Annotated in this window: 14 protein-coding genes; 6 read left to right on the top strand and 8 right to left on the bottom strand. The window is 55.2% G+C overall.

Going from position 1 to position 14,549, the window contains the following annotated elements; all coding sequences use genetic code 11:
* Nucleotides 1-21 precede the first annotated feature (21 nt).
* The 7 genes from ACHUEV_RS02965 to ACHUEV_RS02935 form a co-directional block, all read right to left on the bottom strand.
* Nucleotides 22-1,266 carry a branched-chain amino acid ABC transporter substrate-binding protein gene (locus ACHUEV_RS02965; RefSeq protein ID WP_394177570.1) on the bottom strand — a complete coding sequence of 415 codons (1,245 nt, stop codon included), beginning with the start codon at nt 1,264-1,266 and terminating at the stop codon, nt 22-24.
* Between the two features lie 140 nt (nt 1,267-1,406).
* The gene (locus tag ACHUEV_RS02960) at nt 1,407-2,438 is read right to left on the bottom strand and encodes a phosphotransferase family protein (RefSeq protein ID WP_394177569.1); all 1,032 of its coding nucleotides are present in this window, start codon (nt 2,436-2,438) and stop codon (nt 1,407-1,409) included.
* Between the two features lie 7 nt (nt 2,439-2,445).
* Entirely contained in the window at nt 2,446-3,096 is a 651-nt protein-coding gene (locus ACHUEV_RS02955) for a histidine phosphatase family protein (RefSeq protein ID WP_394177568.1), read from the bottom strand.
* Nucleotides 3,089-4,099 carry an NAD(P)H-dependent flavin oxidoreductase gene (locus ACHUEV_RS02950; RefSeq protein ID WP_394177567.1) on the bottom strand — a complete coding sequence of 337 codons (1,011 nt, stop codon included), beginning with the start codon at nt 4,097-4,099 and terminating at the stop codon, nt 3,089-3,091. The genes ACHUEV_RS02955 and ACHUEV_RS02950 overlap by 8 nt, the downstream gene beginning before the upstream one ends.
* Nucleotides 4,099-5,295 carry an acetyl-CoA C-acyltransferase gene (locus tag ACHUEV_RS02945; protein WP_394177566.1) on the bottom strand — a complete coding sequence of 399 codons (1,197 nt, stop codon included), beginning with the start codon at nt 5,293-5,295 and terminating at the stop codon, nt 4,099-4,101. The genes ACHUEV_RS02950 and ACHUEV_RS02945 overlap by 1 nt, the downstream gene beginning before the upstream one ends.
* A 61-nt stretch (nt 5,296-5,356) precedes the next feature.
* Nucleotides 5,357-6,463: an acyl-CoA dehydrogenase family protein gene (locus tag ACHUEV_RS02940; RefSeq protein ID WP_394177565.1), complete on the bottom strand. Its 1,107-nt coding sequence runs from the start codon at nt 6,461-6,463 to the stop codon at nt 5,357-5,359.
* A gap of 10 nt (nt 6,464-6,473) precedes the next feature.
* Nucleotides 6,474-7,634 (bottom strand): acyl-CoA dehydrogenase family protein, encoded by a 1,161-nt coding sequence (locus tag ACHUEV_RS02935; RefSeq protein ID WP_394177564.1) that lies wholly within the window; start codon nt 7,632-7,634, stop codon nt 6,474-6,476.
* Between the two features lie 140 nt (nt 7,635-7,774).
* Here ACHUEV_RS02935 and ACHUEV_RS02930 point away from each other — a divergent pair, with 140 nt between their 5' ends.
* Nucleotides 7,775-8,773, top strand: a complete 999-nt coding sequence (locus ACHUEV_RS02930; RefSeq protein WP_394177563.1) for an NADPH:quinone oxidoreductase family protein — start codon at nt 7,775-7,777, stop codon at nt 8,771-8,773.
* Nucleotides 8,774-8,796: 23 nt separating this feature from the next.
* Entirely contained in the window at nt 8,797-9,264 is a 468-nt protein-coding gene (locus ACHUEV_RS02925; protein ID WP_394177562.1) for a MaoC family dehydratase, read from the top strand.
* Between the two features lie 6 nt (nt 9,265-9,270).
* On the opposite strand, the gene ACHUEV_RS02920 is transcribed toward ACHUEV_RS02925, so the two are convergent.
* Nucleotides 9,271-9,996 carry an IclR family transcriptional regulator gene (locus tag ACHUEV_RS02920; protein ID WP_394177561.1) on the bottom strand — a complete coding sequence of 242 codons (726 nt, stop codon included), beginning with the start codon at nt 9,994-9,996 and terminating at the stop codon, nt 9,271-9,273.
* A 172-nt stretch (nt 9,997-10,168) separates the two neighbouring features.
* On the opposite strand from ACHUEV_RS02920, the gene ACHUEV_RS02915 reads away from it, so the two are divergent.
* Genes ACHUEV_RS02915 through ACHUEV_RS02900 form a run of 4 tightly spaced genes read left to right on the top strand, consistent with a single transcriptional unit; the run spans nt 10,169 to nt 14,541 of the window.
* Nucleotides 10,169-11,674, top strand: coding sequence for a class I adenylate-forming enzyme family protein (locus ACHUEV_RS02915; RefSeq protein WP_394177560.1), 1,506 nt, complete (start codon nt 10,169-10,171; stop codon nt 11,672-11,674).
* The gene (locus tag ACHUEV_RS02910; protein WP_394177559.1) at nt 11,667-12,857 is read left to right on the top strand and encodes an acetyl-CoA C-acyltransferase; all 1,191 of its coding nucleotides are present in this window, start codon (nt 11,667-11,669) and stop codon (nt 12,855-12,857) included. Before ACHUEV_RS02915 ends, ACHUEV_RS02910 begins: the two co-directional genes overlap by 8 nt.
* Nucleotides 12,854-13,615 carry an electron transfer flavoprotein subunit beta/FixA family protein gene (locus tag ACHUEV_RS02905; protein ID WP_394177558.1) on the top strand — a complete coding sequence of 254 codons (762 nt, stop codon included), beginning with the start codon at nt 12,854-12,856 and terminating at the stop codon, nt 13,613-13,615. Before ACHUEV_RS02910 ends, ACHUEV_RS02905 begins: the two co-directional genes overlap by 4 nt.
* Complete coding sequence (locus tag ACHUEV_RS02900) at nt 13,615-14,541, top strand: electron transfer flavoprotein subunit alpha/FixB family protein (RefSeq protein WP_394177557.1); 927 nt, start codon at nt 13,615-13,617, stop codon at nt 14,539-14,541. The genes ACHUEV_RS02905 and ACHUEV_RS02900 overlap by 1 nt, the downstream gene beginning before the upstream one ends.
* Nucleotides 14,542-14,549 lie beyond the last annotated feature (8 nt).

Raw genomic sequence — 14,549 nt, 5'->3', positions numbered from 1 at the left:
AGGCGCGGGCGCGAGGTTGGATCAGGGACGATCCATCTCACACGTCGTGGCGGAATCCCGGCCTGCAGCGACAATGGAATCCGACACGAGGAGGCCATAAGGCGATCCGTCCAATGAATTGGTAACCCCTTCATCCGTGTGTGCCATCACGTGAACATCTTGAATGACTTGATGGTTGTCGGGGCGCATATAGAGGGTCCCGCCGAACGGGTTTTCGATTTCAAGCCCTTCTAACGCGTTGGCCACTGCGACAACGTCTGTCGCTGTTCCTGCCTCGTTGATTGCTGCGGCCAACATGCGGATCACGTTGGATGTGCGCGCGAGCGTAAAGTTTTCACCGGGGAAGGCTTCCTTGAAACCAGCAACGTATTGTTCTGCCTCATCAGAGGCGGGCGGGTTTGTTTGACCTTCCGCTATGATGAAGAGCGATCCTTTGCCGGCCTCACCAAACCCGGCTGTGATCCCACTTGCTGCCGCATAATAGGTATAGATTGGACCGGTAAAACCATTCGCGATCAGCGATGTGCCAAGCCCATACATATCGGCGCCCCACGCACCAGTGATGACAAAGTCTGCGCCAGATGAAACGATCTTGCGGGCATATGGGGTGAAGTCTTTGACCTGCCCAATTGGGTGAACTTCGTCACCTGCGATTGTGATATCTGGGCGCTTATCGGCGAGCATCGATGTCGCGCTTGCAGCGACGGCCCGGCCAAAGCTGTAATCCTGATTGATCAGATATGCAGACGTGAGTTCCGGGCTGTCCGCAATCACATCTGTAAGCGCATCCATTTTTAGGTCTGAATTCGCGTCAAAGCTAAAGTGCCAAAAGCTACAGGCGTCGTTCGTCAATGCCGGGTCGACCGCCGCATAGTTCAGGAACAAGACCTGTTGGTCAGGGTTGCGGCGGTTGTGTTTGTTGATCGCGTCGATAAGCGCGGCAGCCACACCCGAGGATTGCCCCTGCACGATATAACGCACACCGTCATCAATTGCGGTTTGCAGATGGATCAGCGTTTCGGTCGCACTGATTTTATTATCAAGTCCGACGATCTCGAATGTATCGCCATCCAATACCCCGCCCTGATCGTTTACGACCGCGTCGACGGCATATTGGAACAAATGAAATGCGTTTTCCCCGGTCGCGGCAAATGGGCCGGACAGGGGGTCTATAAAGGCGATCTTGATCGTATCAGCCGCAGATGCCGTCGTGCTTAGCATGAGCGCCGTCAGCGCACTGAGTACGCTATTTTTGGTCTTGTTCATGTTTTTCTCCTCCCAAAGAAGAAGGTCGCGATGCTCCTCCGCTACGGCGACCTTCGATTATTGAATCAGTTTTGCACAGGTGCCTCATGATTCAAACAAATTTGTTCCGCATTGCGAAATCTAATTTCGACTTTTGTGATTTATGCTTGTTCCAATGCCTCCAGTCCGCGTTGTGCAAACAGCGGGACTTTCTCTCCGATCTTTATCGCGCGTTCCGGGTTTGACGCGTTGCCGGTCAGCCCCCGTTTGCGAACGCCTTGAATGATTGCTGCCATACGAAAAAAGCAAAACGATAAGTAAAAACCAAAGTTTTCGATTTCTGGGATGCCGCGCCGGTCGCAGTACTGGGCAACGAAATCGCTGTCACTGGGCAGACCACGCGTGGTCCTGTCGATCCCTTCCAACCCGCGTCCTTCGGGCCCCGCAGGCATTTGCCATTGCATGATCACGGCGGCCAAATCTGCATAAGGATGACCAATTGTGGACAGCTCCCAATCTAAAACAGCCAGACAATTGGTGCCGTCTTTGGCAAAGATCATATTGTCGATCCGATAGTCGCCATGCACCAATGTTCGCTGGCCGTCATCGGCGGGTATTTGGTCGTTCAGCGCGTCAATCAGCCGATCCATGGCAGGCAGTTTTTCGGTTTCAGAGGCGCGGTATTGTTTCGTCCATCGCCCGATTTGCCGTTCGAAATAATTGCCCGGCGGGCCATAGTCAGACAGCCCGCGCGCTTCGATATCGATGTCGTGCAACGCAGCAAGCACACGGTTCATTTCACGAATGACTGCACCACGATCATTGGATGTCAGTTCCGGCAGACTCGGTAGGTTAAAGTTCCGACCATCAACGTGGTCCATGATATAAAACATCGATCCGATGATGGTGTCATCCTCGCATAGATGGTGCATTGCGGCGACAGGCACATCGCTGTCGGCAAGCGCCTTTTGTGCCCGATATTCGCGATCCACCGCATGCGCGGATTTGAGCAATTGCCCCGGTGGCTTTCGCCTTAGGACAAAACGTTTTGTCGGCGTGCTAAGCAAGAATGTCGGGTTGGACTGTCCTTGTTGAAACTTGGAAACACTTAACGGGCCAGCAAACCCAGGTAGGTGATCTGATAGATAATCCGTGATTGCCGTGATATCGAGATTTTGCGTATCGGTTGTCATCGCGCCCCTAACTATAACTGATCATCTTAGCCCCTTCGCCAACTGCGAAATGCGGGGTGCTGTTGAATTCGTGCAGGTGGAAACCACGGTCCGAATAAACAAAGCGGGTCATGGCGGTGTTCTTGATCTGCAAGTTAAGCGTCATCATGTTTTCTACTGGGCCACCTAGCGTACGGGACACCATCTGACCGATCACGCCGCCAGAACTCACGACCAATACGCGTTTCGCGTCACTAGAAATTGCAAACTGGCGGGCTGCCTCAACACGTTCAGCGAGACTATCCCACGTCTCGGCGGCACCAACGATTTCGTCACGCATCCAAGCATAGACGGTTTCGCGCAAAAGTCGAAAATGCGCTTTGCGGTCGGCTGATTGGATCGCGGAAGGCGTGGGACTGTTGTGAGCTTTTAAGAGGTCCTGAAAGTCATATTCATTAAATCCGGCGTGCTGTTCCGGGTCGACCTCGAAACCCATTGCGGCCAGCGTATCAACCTGCCGGGTTAGCGTGCCTGAAATCACGCGGTCAGGAACCCAGCCAGAAACACGTAACGTTTCCCCAATCAATGCGGCCTGACGTTGCCCCAGCGTCGAAAGCGCATCGTAATTCGCTACCCCGAAAGAGGCTTGGCCGTGTCTGATGATCAATAGTTCAGCCATGGAATTCTGCCGCCAATGCGTGTCCGGCTTCGTGGTATTCATGATCGATCCGGTTGATGAGCGTCGCGACATCGGTGACTTTGCTGACTGCGCCGATACCTTGGCCTGCACCCCAGACGTCTTTCCAAGCCTTGGGTTTGGCAGCCCCATCAGCAAAGCTCATGCTTTCTTGGGTACCGTGAGGAAGATGATCAGGATCAAGTCCCGCCCGCGTGATGGATGGCTTCAGATAGTTGCCTGTAACACCGGTGAACAATGAAGACGTGATAATATCTTCGGCACCGCAATTAGCGATCATTTGTTTGTGGTCGGGTAGGGCGTTCGCCTCTGTCGTGGCGATAAAGGGTGATCCCATATAGCCAAGGTCGGCCCCCATCGCACGTGCGGCGAGCAGGCTTTGGCCCGTCGCAATGGACCCAGACAAAAGTAGCGGACCCTGAAACCAACTACGAATTTCGCTGATCAGCGCCAATGGCGACTGTGCGCCTGTATGTCCACCTGCGCCAGCCGCAACGGCGATCAGCCCATCGGCACCTTTGTCGATGGCTTTGTGGGCGAAGGTGTTATTGATCACATCGTGCAGCACAATACCGCCACAGCTATGTGCCGCATCGTTTACTTCGGGGCGGGCACCTAATGATGTGATCCAAATCGGGACACGCCATTTTGCACAAATCTCAAGATCGCGTTCCAGCCGTGCGTTCGACCGGTGCACAATCTGGTTCACCGCAAACGGTGCTGCCGGCGTATCTGGGTTTGCTTGGTTGTAGCAATCAAGTTCATCTGTGATCTGACCCAGCCAACTATCCAACATCGGCGGTTCGCCGTTATCCTCGCGCGCATTCAGCGCGGGAAAAGAACCCACGATCCCAGCCTTGCATTGCGCGATGACCAATTCAGGGCCTGAAATGATGAAAAGCGGTGCCGATACCAGCGGAATCCGCAACCCTTGTAGGGCTGCGGGTAAATGGCTGTCGTCACGTTTGGATGTGATCCGTGCCATCAAAAGATTTCGAACAGACCTGCAGCACCCATGCCGCCACCGACACACATGGTCACGACGGCGTATTTCACGCCGCGACGTTTGCCTTCGATCAACGCATGACCCGCCATGCGCGCGCCGGACATGCCATAAGGGTGACCGATCGAGATCGCGCCGCCATTCACGTTAAGGATTTCGTCCGGGATTCCGAGTTGATCACGGCTATAAAGAACCTGAACAGCAAAGGCTTCGTTCAATTCCCACAGGCCGATGTCATCCATCTTTAGGCCATGGGCCTTAAGCAGTTTTGGCACAGCAAAAACCGGACCAATGCCCATCTCATCGGGTTCACACCCAGCCGCAGTGATACCTACACAACGTCCCAGCGGTGTTGAGCCATTCTTGGCCGCGAATTTCTCTTCCATGATGACCATCGCTGAGCCGCCATCAGAAAGCTGACTGGCGTTACCCGCAGTGATGTGTTTGCCTTCTTTGATGTGGATGCCGTCCTTGAACACGGGGTCCAGCGATGCAAGGCTTTCTGCAGTGGTCGCAGGGCGGTTGCCCTCGTCCTTGGTTAGCGTGACCTCTTCGTCGAACCATTCACCGGTTTCGCGGTTTTGAACCTTTTTGATCGTGGTCATCGGCACGATTTCATCGTCAAACTTGCCAGCCTGTTGCGCTGCATGAGTGCGTGCCTGCGATTGTGCGGCATATGCATCCTGATATTCGCGCGAAATGCCGTAGCGTTCACCAACCGTTTCAGCCGTTTCAAGCATGGACATATAGGCTTCGGGTTTGTTTGCGATCAGCCATGGGTCAGTGCCGCCCCGGAATTCTTTGTTTTGCACCATTGATACGCTTTCGACACCACCGCCGATCACAACATCCATACCGTCCATCGCCACCTGTTTGCACGCAGTGCCTATGGCCATCAGTCCAGAGGCGCATTGACGATCGATCGACATGCCACCGACGGTCACAGGCAGACCAGCACGCAATGCGGCACGCCGCCCGATGTTTCCGCCTTGCACGCCCTGCTGCAACGACGCGCCGAAAATGCTATCTTCAATCAAGGCAGGGTCAACGTTCGCACGCTGCACGGCGTTTGTGATTGCGTGGGCCGCAAGAGCAGTGGGTGCGGTCGCGTTGAACGCACCACGGAATGCTTTGCCGATCGGTGTTCGGGCGGTCGAGACGATAACTGCGTTACGCATAGATTGTTCCTTTGTCCGTCAATAAGAATGCTTGCAACAGGCTGCTGATCTCTGTGATTGATCAAAATCCGCGCAGCCTTGCGATTTGTTCGGCGTGGTAGCCGTAGTCACCCAGCCATTCGGCTGCGACACGCGCGCGTTTCATGTAAAATCCCATGTCGAATTCATCGGTCATGCCGATGCCACCGTGCATTTGAACGCCTTCGACGACGGCAAGTTTCGCCGTGCGGATGGCACGTGCTTTGGCAAGCGAAACAGCTAGCGTGGCTTCATCGGGGTTTTCATCCAGCGCGCGCCCAGCATTGAGTACAGCAGATGTGGTCACCTCGGTTTCGCACCACAAATGCGCGGCGCGGTGTTGAAGCGCCTGAAAGCTGCTGATTTTAACGCCGAACTGGCTGCGTTCTTTTAAATAGCTGACGGTCATATCCATCGCGGCAGTCGCCAGCCCGACGGTTTCAGCTGCAAGCGCGGCTTGCCCGGCTGCCAGCGCGGGCTGCAAAACGGTCATCGCATCATCAATCGTGCCGACGATGTCATCACCCGTGGCCACAACATTATCAAAACTAAGTGCCGCCGCATTGCGGCTGTCGATCATGTTGTTTTGGGTCGTCGTTAACCCGGCGCTGTTGGCCGCAATATCGAATAGGGTTAGTCCGCCATCGGTGCGCGCCAGAACCAGCACGCGATCTGCAAGACCACCATCAACGACAAATGCTTTTTGCCCATTTAGACGGAAACCGTTCCCGTCGGCTGTCGCTACCAACTGCGTGTTCTCTGGGTAGAATTTCGCGTGTTCGTCGATAGCGAGCGCATATATGGATTGCCCACTGGCAATCGCCTGCATCGCAAGGGTGGCACCTGCTTGTCGCAAGGCTGTTGCAGCAATGACTGCTGTGGATAGGAACGGGCTGGCCGCCAACGTCTTTCCCATTTCTTGGGCAAGCACACAGGCGGCGGAAAACCCCATATCGCTTCCCCCGGCATCCACTGGGATCAAAATACCTGCCCAACCCATGTCGACCATTTGTGTCCAAAGCACCGGATCATGGGTCTCATTCGCATCGCGCAGTTTGCGCAAGTGTCCGACCGGGGCCGCGCCATCAAGAAAGCCGCGCGCCATTTCGGCCAGCATGGTTTCCTCTGCGGTTCTGACGAGTTTTGCCATTGCTGTGGTCCTATTTCAGATCAAGAACGCGGCGCGCGATGATGCCAAGCATCACTTCGGATGTGCCGCCTTCGATTGAATTTGCTTTGGTGCGCAGCCATGGGGCGGCAAGGCCCGCGTCCCAATCCAACGCATCACTGCCGTTCGCGGACATGATCAGTTCGTGCCGCGTCTTGTTCAGTTCGGTACCCATGTATTTCAACATGGCTGATGCATGGCCGGTGCCTTGCCCAGCAGAGGATTGGTCCTTGTAACGGTCAATGGTCAGCGAAATGGCAAGTGCATCTATTTCGGCGTCCATCGCTTGGGCACGCAGTGATGTATCGGTCAGCCCATCAGGGAAAGCGTCGGCAATCACAGCCCCAAGTGCGCGCCCACCGGATACGCCCGTCCCGCCGCCAGAGATCATCTCGCGTTCATGGGTCAGCAGGTATTTGGCGACATCCCAACCGCTGTTCACATCGCCGACGATCTGACCTTTGGGTACTTTGACGTCGTCAAGAAAGGTTTCGCAAAAAGGTGAGCTGCCAGAGATAAGCCGGATTGGTTTCGTGCTGACGCCTTTGGCTGTCATGTCGATCAACAGGAACGAAATGCCTTTGTGTTTGGGCGCCTCTTTATCTGTGCGGACAAGCGCAAAGATGGCATCGGCCTTGTCTGCGTATGACGTCCAAATCTTCTGGCCGTTAACCAGCCAGTGGTCGCCCATATCTTCGCATTTGGTCTGCACACTCGCAAGGTCAGACCCCGCGCCGGGTTCTGAATAGCCCTGACACCATCGTATTTCGCCCCGCGCAATCGGCGGAAGGTAGGTTTCTTTTTGTTCATGCGTTCCAAAGTTCAACAACGCGGGCCCAAGCATCCAGATGCCAAAACTTTGAAGCGGTAAGCGCGCGTTTATACGGGCCAGTTCTTCGCGGTAAATCTTCTCACGTGTGCGCTCTAACCCAGCCCCGCCATATTCGCGTGGCCACGTCGGGACCGTCAGCCCAAGAGCAGACGTGCGTTCCAGCCAGACACGCTGTGCATCTGATTCATAAACCCAGTTTTTACCACCCCAGCAGACATGATCCGGTGTGTTTTCACCGTCGCGCATTTCGGCGGGGCAGTTGTCATCCAACCACGCGCGAATCGCGGACCTGAATGCGTTGGGGTCCGTAATATCTAGCATTTATTCCTCCCCGGTCGTCATAATCGCGATAAGTACTGGTGTTAATTTCGCATAGCAGAATTGCATTTCGCAAAATGATTGACAACCCAATTATCTTTCGATGTTGTGCAAAACTGAAATATCCGAGGAGGAGACGGCACATGAAAGCGATGCTCAGCAATGAACCTGGTGGCCCTGAAACGCTGGAAATGACGGAACTGCCGATGCCAGAACCGAAAGCGGGCGAGCTGTTAATCAAGGTGCATGCGGCTGGTGTGAACTTTCCAGATGCGCTGATTATTAAGGACCTATATCAGTTCAAACCGCAGCGCCCCTTTGCGCCGGGTGGCGAGGTGAGCGGCGAGATTATTTCTATCGGCGATGGCGTCACAGGCTTTGCCGTAGGAGAGCGGGTGCTGGCGTTAACGGGGCACGGCGCTTTTGCCACACATATGACGCTGGAGGCAGCGCGCGCGGTCAAAGTACCAGACGCGATGCCGGCCGAAGACGCCGCATGCTTTATCTTTACCTATGGGACATCCCATCACGCCTTAAAGGATCGCGCACAAATCAAACCCGGCGAGACGCTGTTGATTCTGGGTGCTGCAGGTGGTGTTGGCGCTGCCGCGATTGAATTGGGTAAAGCTGCAGGTGCCACGGTGATCGCCGCGGTCTCGACCGAAGATAAGGCTGCGTTCTGCAAATCTATTGGTGCAGATCATACGATCATCTATCCACGCGAAATGGATCGCGACGCGCAGAGGGCATTTTCGACCAAGATCAAAGAGCTGTCGGGCGGCGAAGGTGTCGATGTCGTTTATGACGCGGTTGGTGGTGATTATGCTGAACCAGCGCTGCGCGGTATCGGTTGGCAGGGGCGGTATTTGGTTGTGGGCTTTCCCGCAGGCATTCCAAAGCTGCCGCTAAATCTGCCGCTTCTAAAGGGAAGTCAGATTATAGGTGTTTTTTGGGGGGCGGCTGTCCGGCGTGATCCAAAAGGCCATGCAGAAAACATGGATGATCTGTTCCGCTTATATGCGGAAGGTAAAATTCGGCCGCACATTCACGCCAGTTATCCGCTTGCACAGGCGGGCGATGCGATCAACATGATGTCGGACCGCAAGGCAATGGGCAAAGTCATCGTAAAAGTCGCTGAATAATCGACGCAGCTGAAGGAAGTAAAATGTCTGCAATCGCAAGGTCCTTGGCCGCGTCCGAACAGTTGATCGGTCGAGAGGTCGCTGTTTCTGACTGGGTGTTGGTTAATCAGGCGCGCATAGATGCCTTTGCGGCCGCGACGCTGGATCGCCAATGGATACACACCGAACCAGAGCGCGCCGCAAAAACACCATTCGGCGGCACGATTGCGCATGGATTTCTGACACTGTCATTGGCCGCCCATTTTGCGCAGTCATCGTTACCGCCGTCTGAAGGGAGCGTGATGGGCGTGAACTATGGTTTTGACAAAATTCGCTTTCTCGCTCCTGTCCGCGCCGGGTCGCGATTGCGCGGACGGTTTACGCTTACAGACGTGGTTCAGCGTAAGCCGACCGAATTGCTCAAAACTCACACGCTTACCATAGACATCGATGGCGCGGAAAAACCGGCCCTGACTGCGGTTTGGTTGGGGCTCACGATTTTCAGCGACTAGATCAGACTATTGCGGCAGCCCAAGCATGACTTTCAGCGCGTTTACCTTTGCGATCAGCTTAGGGCCGACATCGTTATGTATGCGATCAGCGTCCATTTCATCCATGCCAGCACCGCACAAAAATGCAAAGGGCAGGCCGGTTTGGTCGGGTACGAAAGGTACGGCGCAGGCGTTCACCTCGGCGTTCCAGCCGCCCAGTGATGTGACATAACCTTTTAAAATCAGCGCTTGCCGATCCTCGGTCGTCTGCGGTGCATCGTCCGGGGTGGGGGCCGCCAAAGCATTGATTGCGCGACCAGGTGCGCTGCGGTCCATCGGTAGGCGGTGGCCCTCTTGCAGCCAGATCGCGGAGCGTTCTGACGGTCGCCACACTCGCGCCAACATCACGGCGTCACCATCCTGAACACCAACTGCAACCAAGGCCGAGATGTCATCGGCGAGTTCCTGCATCAGGGGGTCTGCCAGCGACAGGAACGAATAACCTTCACGTGCGGTATACCCTAGCGCAATCGCAGCTGGACCCAGTCGAAATGTTTCCGACGGCTGAAGTTGCACAAGGAATCCATGTTTCGCGAGGGTGTAGGTCATTCGTGAAACGGTCGAAGAATGTATGCCTGTGCGTCGGGCGATTTCGCGGTTCCCAAGCGATGCGTCTTTTTGGCTGAACGCGCGCAGCACCTGCAAACCCTTAGCGAGCGTTGACGCATGTCGTCTATCTGTTTCGTCGACCACTTAATTTCCTTCGCAAAAACTGGTGCGTGCCGCCCATCTTACCTGTCTGAACAGGGCGGGTGAAGCCCTTGCTCACGTTAGCTAGAATGCTTTACATAGTAAAGCACTGTACTGCATGTTGACGCATGACGCTGTGTGTGTATGTTGCTCCCTAAGGGGAGAACATTTGGCGATGATGCATAGAATTCATGATTTGATTGGGGGAAATCCGTCAGACAGCATCGCTGTGCTTGATGATGGCGGTCGCACTTATACCTATGGCAATTTGGACCGCATCTCGGATGAGATGGTGCAGATGTTGCGCGCCCACGGCGTTCGCGGAGGCGACCGCGTCGTTCTGCTTGCCGAAAACGGGATGACTTATGCCGCTGCGATTTTGGCGATAAGTAAGATTGACGCGTGGATCGTTCCGCTAAATGCACGCGTGACAGAGCGTGATATAGACACTGCGTTGGCACATTCAGATGCGCGTTGCATTCTCTATACAGTTGATGATTCTGCTGCGGCTCTAGCGCATTCTGCTCATTTTGGGGGCGTTGATTTAGGTGCGCTAGATTGCGGGCGTATCGTCGCATCGCCTGTGCGCGACGTGGCGATTGAACCTATTGTGCCCGGTTCGGATCAGGTCGCTGCATTGTTCTACACATCAGGAACAACGGGCACTCCGAAGGGTGTGATGCTAACCCACGCGAACCTGATTTACGCTGCCACCGCAACAAGCGGCGTGCGCGGAATGGGTGACGGCGATGTTATTTTGGGTGTTTTGCCGGGCACGCATGTTTACGGATTTGGCGGCATCCTTCTTCCCGTATGGGAGGTCGGAGCGACGATCCGGCTGATGCCTCGGTTTGATCCAAAGCGCGTGCTTGATGCGTTGCAAGACGATGTCACGCTATTCCCGGCAGTACCGCAAATGTATGCCGCAATTCTAAAAGAACTGCACGACACCGGTGTCGATCACGTTGAAACATCATTGCGCATTATGTCTTCGGGCGGTGCGCCGCTTGATCCACACTGGAAGTCCGAGATCGAGCGCAAGTTTGGTGTGCATGTACACAATGGCTACGGAATGACCGAAGCCTCTCCAACAATTTCGGTCACGCGGCTTGATGATCTGCGCCAGGACACTTCGGTCGGGCTCGCGCTGCCGGGCTTGGAGGTGATTCTTCACAATTGTTCTGACGATGGGGCCGGTGAAATCTGTGTGCGCGGTCCCAACGTGATGAAGGGCTATTACAAAGATCCTGATGCCACTGCAGCGGCTATCACCGCTGACGGTTATTTAAAAACTGGTGATATTGGCCGCATTGATCCCGATGGCGCAATTCATATCGTTGGCCGTTGCAAAGAACTGATCGTGCATTCGGGTTTCAATGTGTATCCGGCCGAAGTGGAAAGCGCGTTGAATGCACACAAAGCCGTTGTTCAATCTGCCGTCGTCGGGCGCGAACGTGCGGGCAACGAGGACGTTTTGGCATTTGTCACCGTGTCAGGCGATGTGACCGAAGCAGAGTTACGTAGCTGGATGCGCGAGAATGTCGTTTCCTACAAAATCCCTTTGCACATCGTTCTGGTAGATAGCCTGCCACAGGCGGCAACTGGAAAAATCCTGAAAGGATCTTTGACGACCATCTTTGCCGAAACGATTAGCCAGATGGATGCTAAAAAAAATGCTTAATGCTTATGTTTACGACGGGCTGCGCAGCCCGTTTGGCCGTCATGGTGGCGCGCTTGCTGCGATCCGGCCTGATGATTTGGCCGCCCAAGTTATCGCAAAACTGGTCGAACGCAGCCCGTTTCCGCCTGACATGATCGAAGACGTTATTCTGGGGAATGTTTGCCAGTCTGGCGAAGACAGCCGCAATGTCGCGCGCTTTGCCGGATTGCTGGCTGGTTTGCCGATTGAGGTGGGCGGTCTGACAGTGAACCGTTTGTGCGGATCGTCGATGGCGTCGGCGCTTGACGCGGCGCGGTCTGTAACGCTGGGCGAGGCCCCGCTTTATATCGCGGGCGGTGTCGAAAGCATGACCCGTGCCCCCTTTACCATCGCCAAAAGCGCGAGCGCTTGGGATCGTAACAACACTATCTATGACAGTGCGATCGGTACCCGGTTTCCGAACCCGAAAATGGCCGAAATGTACGGCGATTTTCCGATGCCTGAAACGGCTGACAATCTTGCCGCTGATTATAAAATCACGCGCGCTGCGTCAGATGCGTTTGCCTTTGCTTCGCAAGAACGGTTCGAAGCGGCGCGTGCGCGTGGGTTTTTTGAAGATGAAATTACCCCGATCAGCGTTCCCGGCAAACGGGGGGCAGTCACGGTGGTCGACCAAGACGAACACCCCCGGCCCGACACCACCCTTGAAAAGATGAACGCGATGCGCCCGCTTTTTGCTGGGGGTGTCACGACCGCCGCCAATGCGTCAGGCATCAACGACGGGGCCGCAATGCTGATGATCGGCGCGGCGTCGGATAAGGCCAAGCCAATTGGCCGGATTGTTGCAGGCGCAATTGCGGGCGTGCCACCACGTGTCATGGGGATCGGTCCGGCCTTTGCTGTTCCCAAAGCATTGGAACGCGCTGGCCTAACCATGGCTGATATGGACCTGATTGAAATCAACGAAGCCTTTGCCGCACAGGCGCTTGCCTGCTGCAAACATCTGGGCATCGATGCAAACGACAGCCGTGTGAACCCACATGGCGGGGCAATTTCGGTGGGCCATCCACTGGGTGCCAGCGGTGCGCGGATCATTCTGACAGCACTGCGGAATTTACAAGAAACAGGCGGAAAATATGCCTGCCTCTCGATGTGTATCGGGGTGGGGCAGGGCATCGCCATTATCGTGGAGTCTATTAAATGAGGGTCTTAGTCCCCGTTAAACGCGTCATCGATTACAACGTGAAAGTGCGCGTCAAAGCGGACGGAAGCGGTGTCGATCTCGCCAACGTCAAAATGTCGATGAACCCATTCGATGAAATCGCTGTCGAAGAAGCGATCCGCCTAAAAGAGGCTGGCACAGTCGACGAAGTTGTCGTTGTTTCAATTGGCGTCAAACAGGCGCAAGAAACGCTGCGCACCGCGCTTGCGATGGGTGCAGACCGCGCGATTTTGATCGAAGCGGTCACGGATGTGCACGACGATATCGAACCTTTAAGCGTCGCGAAATTACTGGCCGAAGTGGTGAAGCAAGAAGCGCCCGGTTTGGTGCTTTGCGGCAAACAGGCGATCGACAATGACATGAACGCCACAGGCCAGATGCTGTCGGCATTGTTGGGTTGGTCGCAGGCGACTTTTGCGTCCGAAGTTGGCGTTGATGGTGATCATGCGACGGTCACACGCGAAGTCGACGGCGGGTTGCAAACCATCAAGGTCAAGATGCCGACGACTATCACCGTCGATCTACGCCTGAACGAACCGCGCTATGCGTCGCTGCCCAACATCATGAAAGCCAAGAAAAAGCCGCTTGAGGTGAAAACACCCGCCGATCTGGGTGTTGATGTTGCCCCGCGTCTTCAGATTATCAGCACTAAAGAACCCGCACAGCGTTCGGCAGGCGTGATCGTCAAAGACGTGAACGAACTGATTGCGAAACTCAAAGACGAAGCGGGGGTCATCTGATGGCTGTATTACTATTGGCCGAAATGCAGGGCGGGGACATCTCGCTTGATCAAACTGGCAAGGCTGTCACCGCGGCGCAGGCGCTTGGTGATGTGACTCTTCTTTGTGCATCTGCTGGATGTGCGGATGCGGCAGCGCAGGGTGCGAGATTGGCTGGCGTCAGCAAAGTCCTATGTGCTGATGATGCGGCATATGGCAACGGATTAGCTGAAACCGTGGCGGCGCTGATCGTATCGCTGGCAGGGGATTATTCCCATATCGTTGCCCCGGCGACGGCAAGTGCGAAAAACATCCTGCCACGTGTATCGGCGCTTCTTGATGTGATGGTTCTGTCGGATGTCACTGCGGTGGTTGATGGTAATACATTTGAACGCCCGGTCTATGCTGGCAATGCGATCCAGACAGTGAAATCAACTGACCCGACCAAGGTTCTGACCGTACGTACCGCTGGTTTTAGCGCCGCTGCCCAAACCGGGTCCGCGACCATTGAAACTATCGCCGCTGCGGATGATCCCGGTCTGTCCGAATGGGTCGAAGACAAGGTCCAGCAAAGCGACCGCCCAGACCTGACCTCGGCCAAGATCGTTGTGTCCGGTGGGCGTGGCGTTGGGTCCGAAGAACAATTCAAAGTCATCGAGGCTTTGGCCGATAAGCTTGATGCGGCTGTTGGTGCGTCCCGTGCCGCCGTTGATTCAGGCTATGCGCCCAATGACTGGCAAGTGGGGCAGACAGGCAAGGTGGTCGCACCTGATCTTTACATCGCCGCCGGTATTTCGGGCGCGATCCAGCATCTCGCGGGCATGAAAGACAGCAAGATCATCGTGGCAATCAACAAAGACGAAGAAGCGCCGATTTTTCAGGTCGCGGACTATGGGTTGGTCGCCGACCTATTCGATGCCGTGCCTGCGCTGACCGAAGCACTTTGAACAGATCG

Source organism: Yoonia maritima (genome assembly GCF_043641945.1).
GTDB lineage: Bacteria > Pseudomonadota > Alphaproteobacteria > Rhodobacterales > Rhodobacteraceae > Yoonia > Yoonia maritima_B.
The sequence above is the reverse complement of the archived record's forward strand: the minus strand, read 5'-3'. Positions and strand labels throughout refer to the sequence as shown.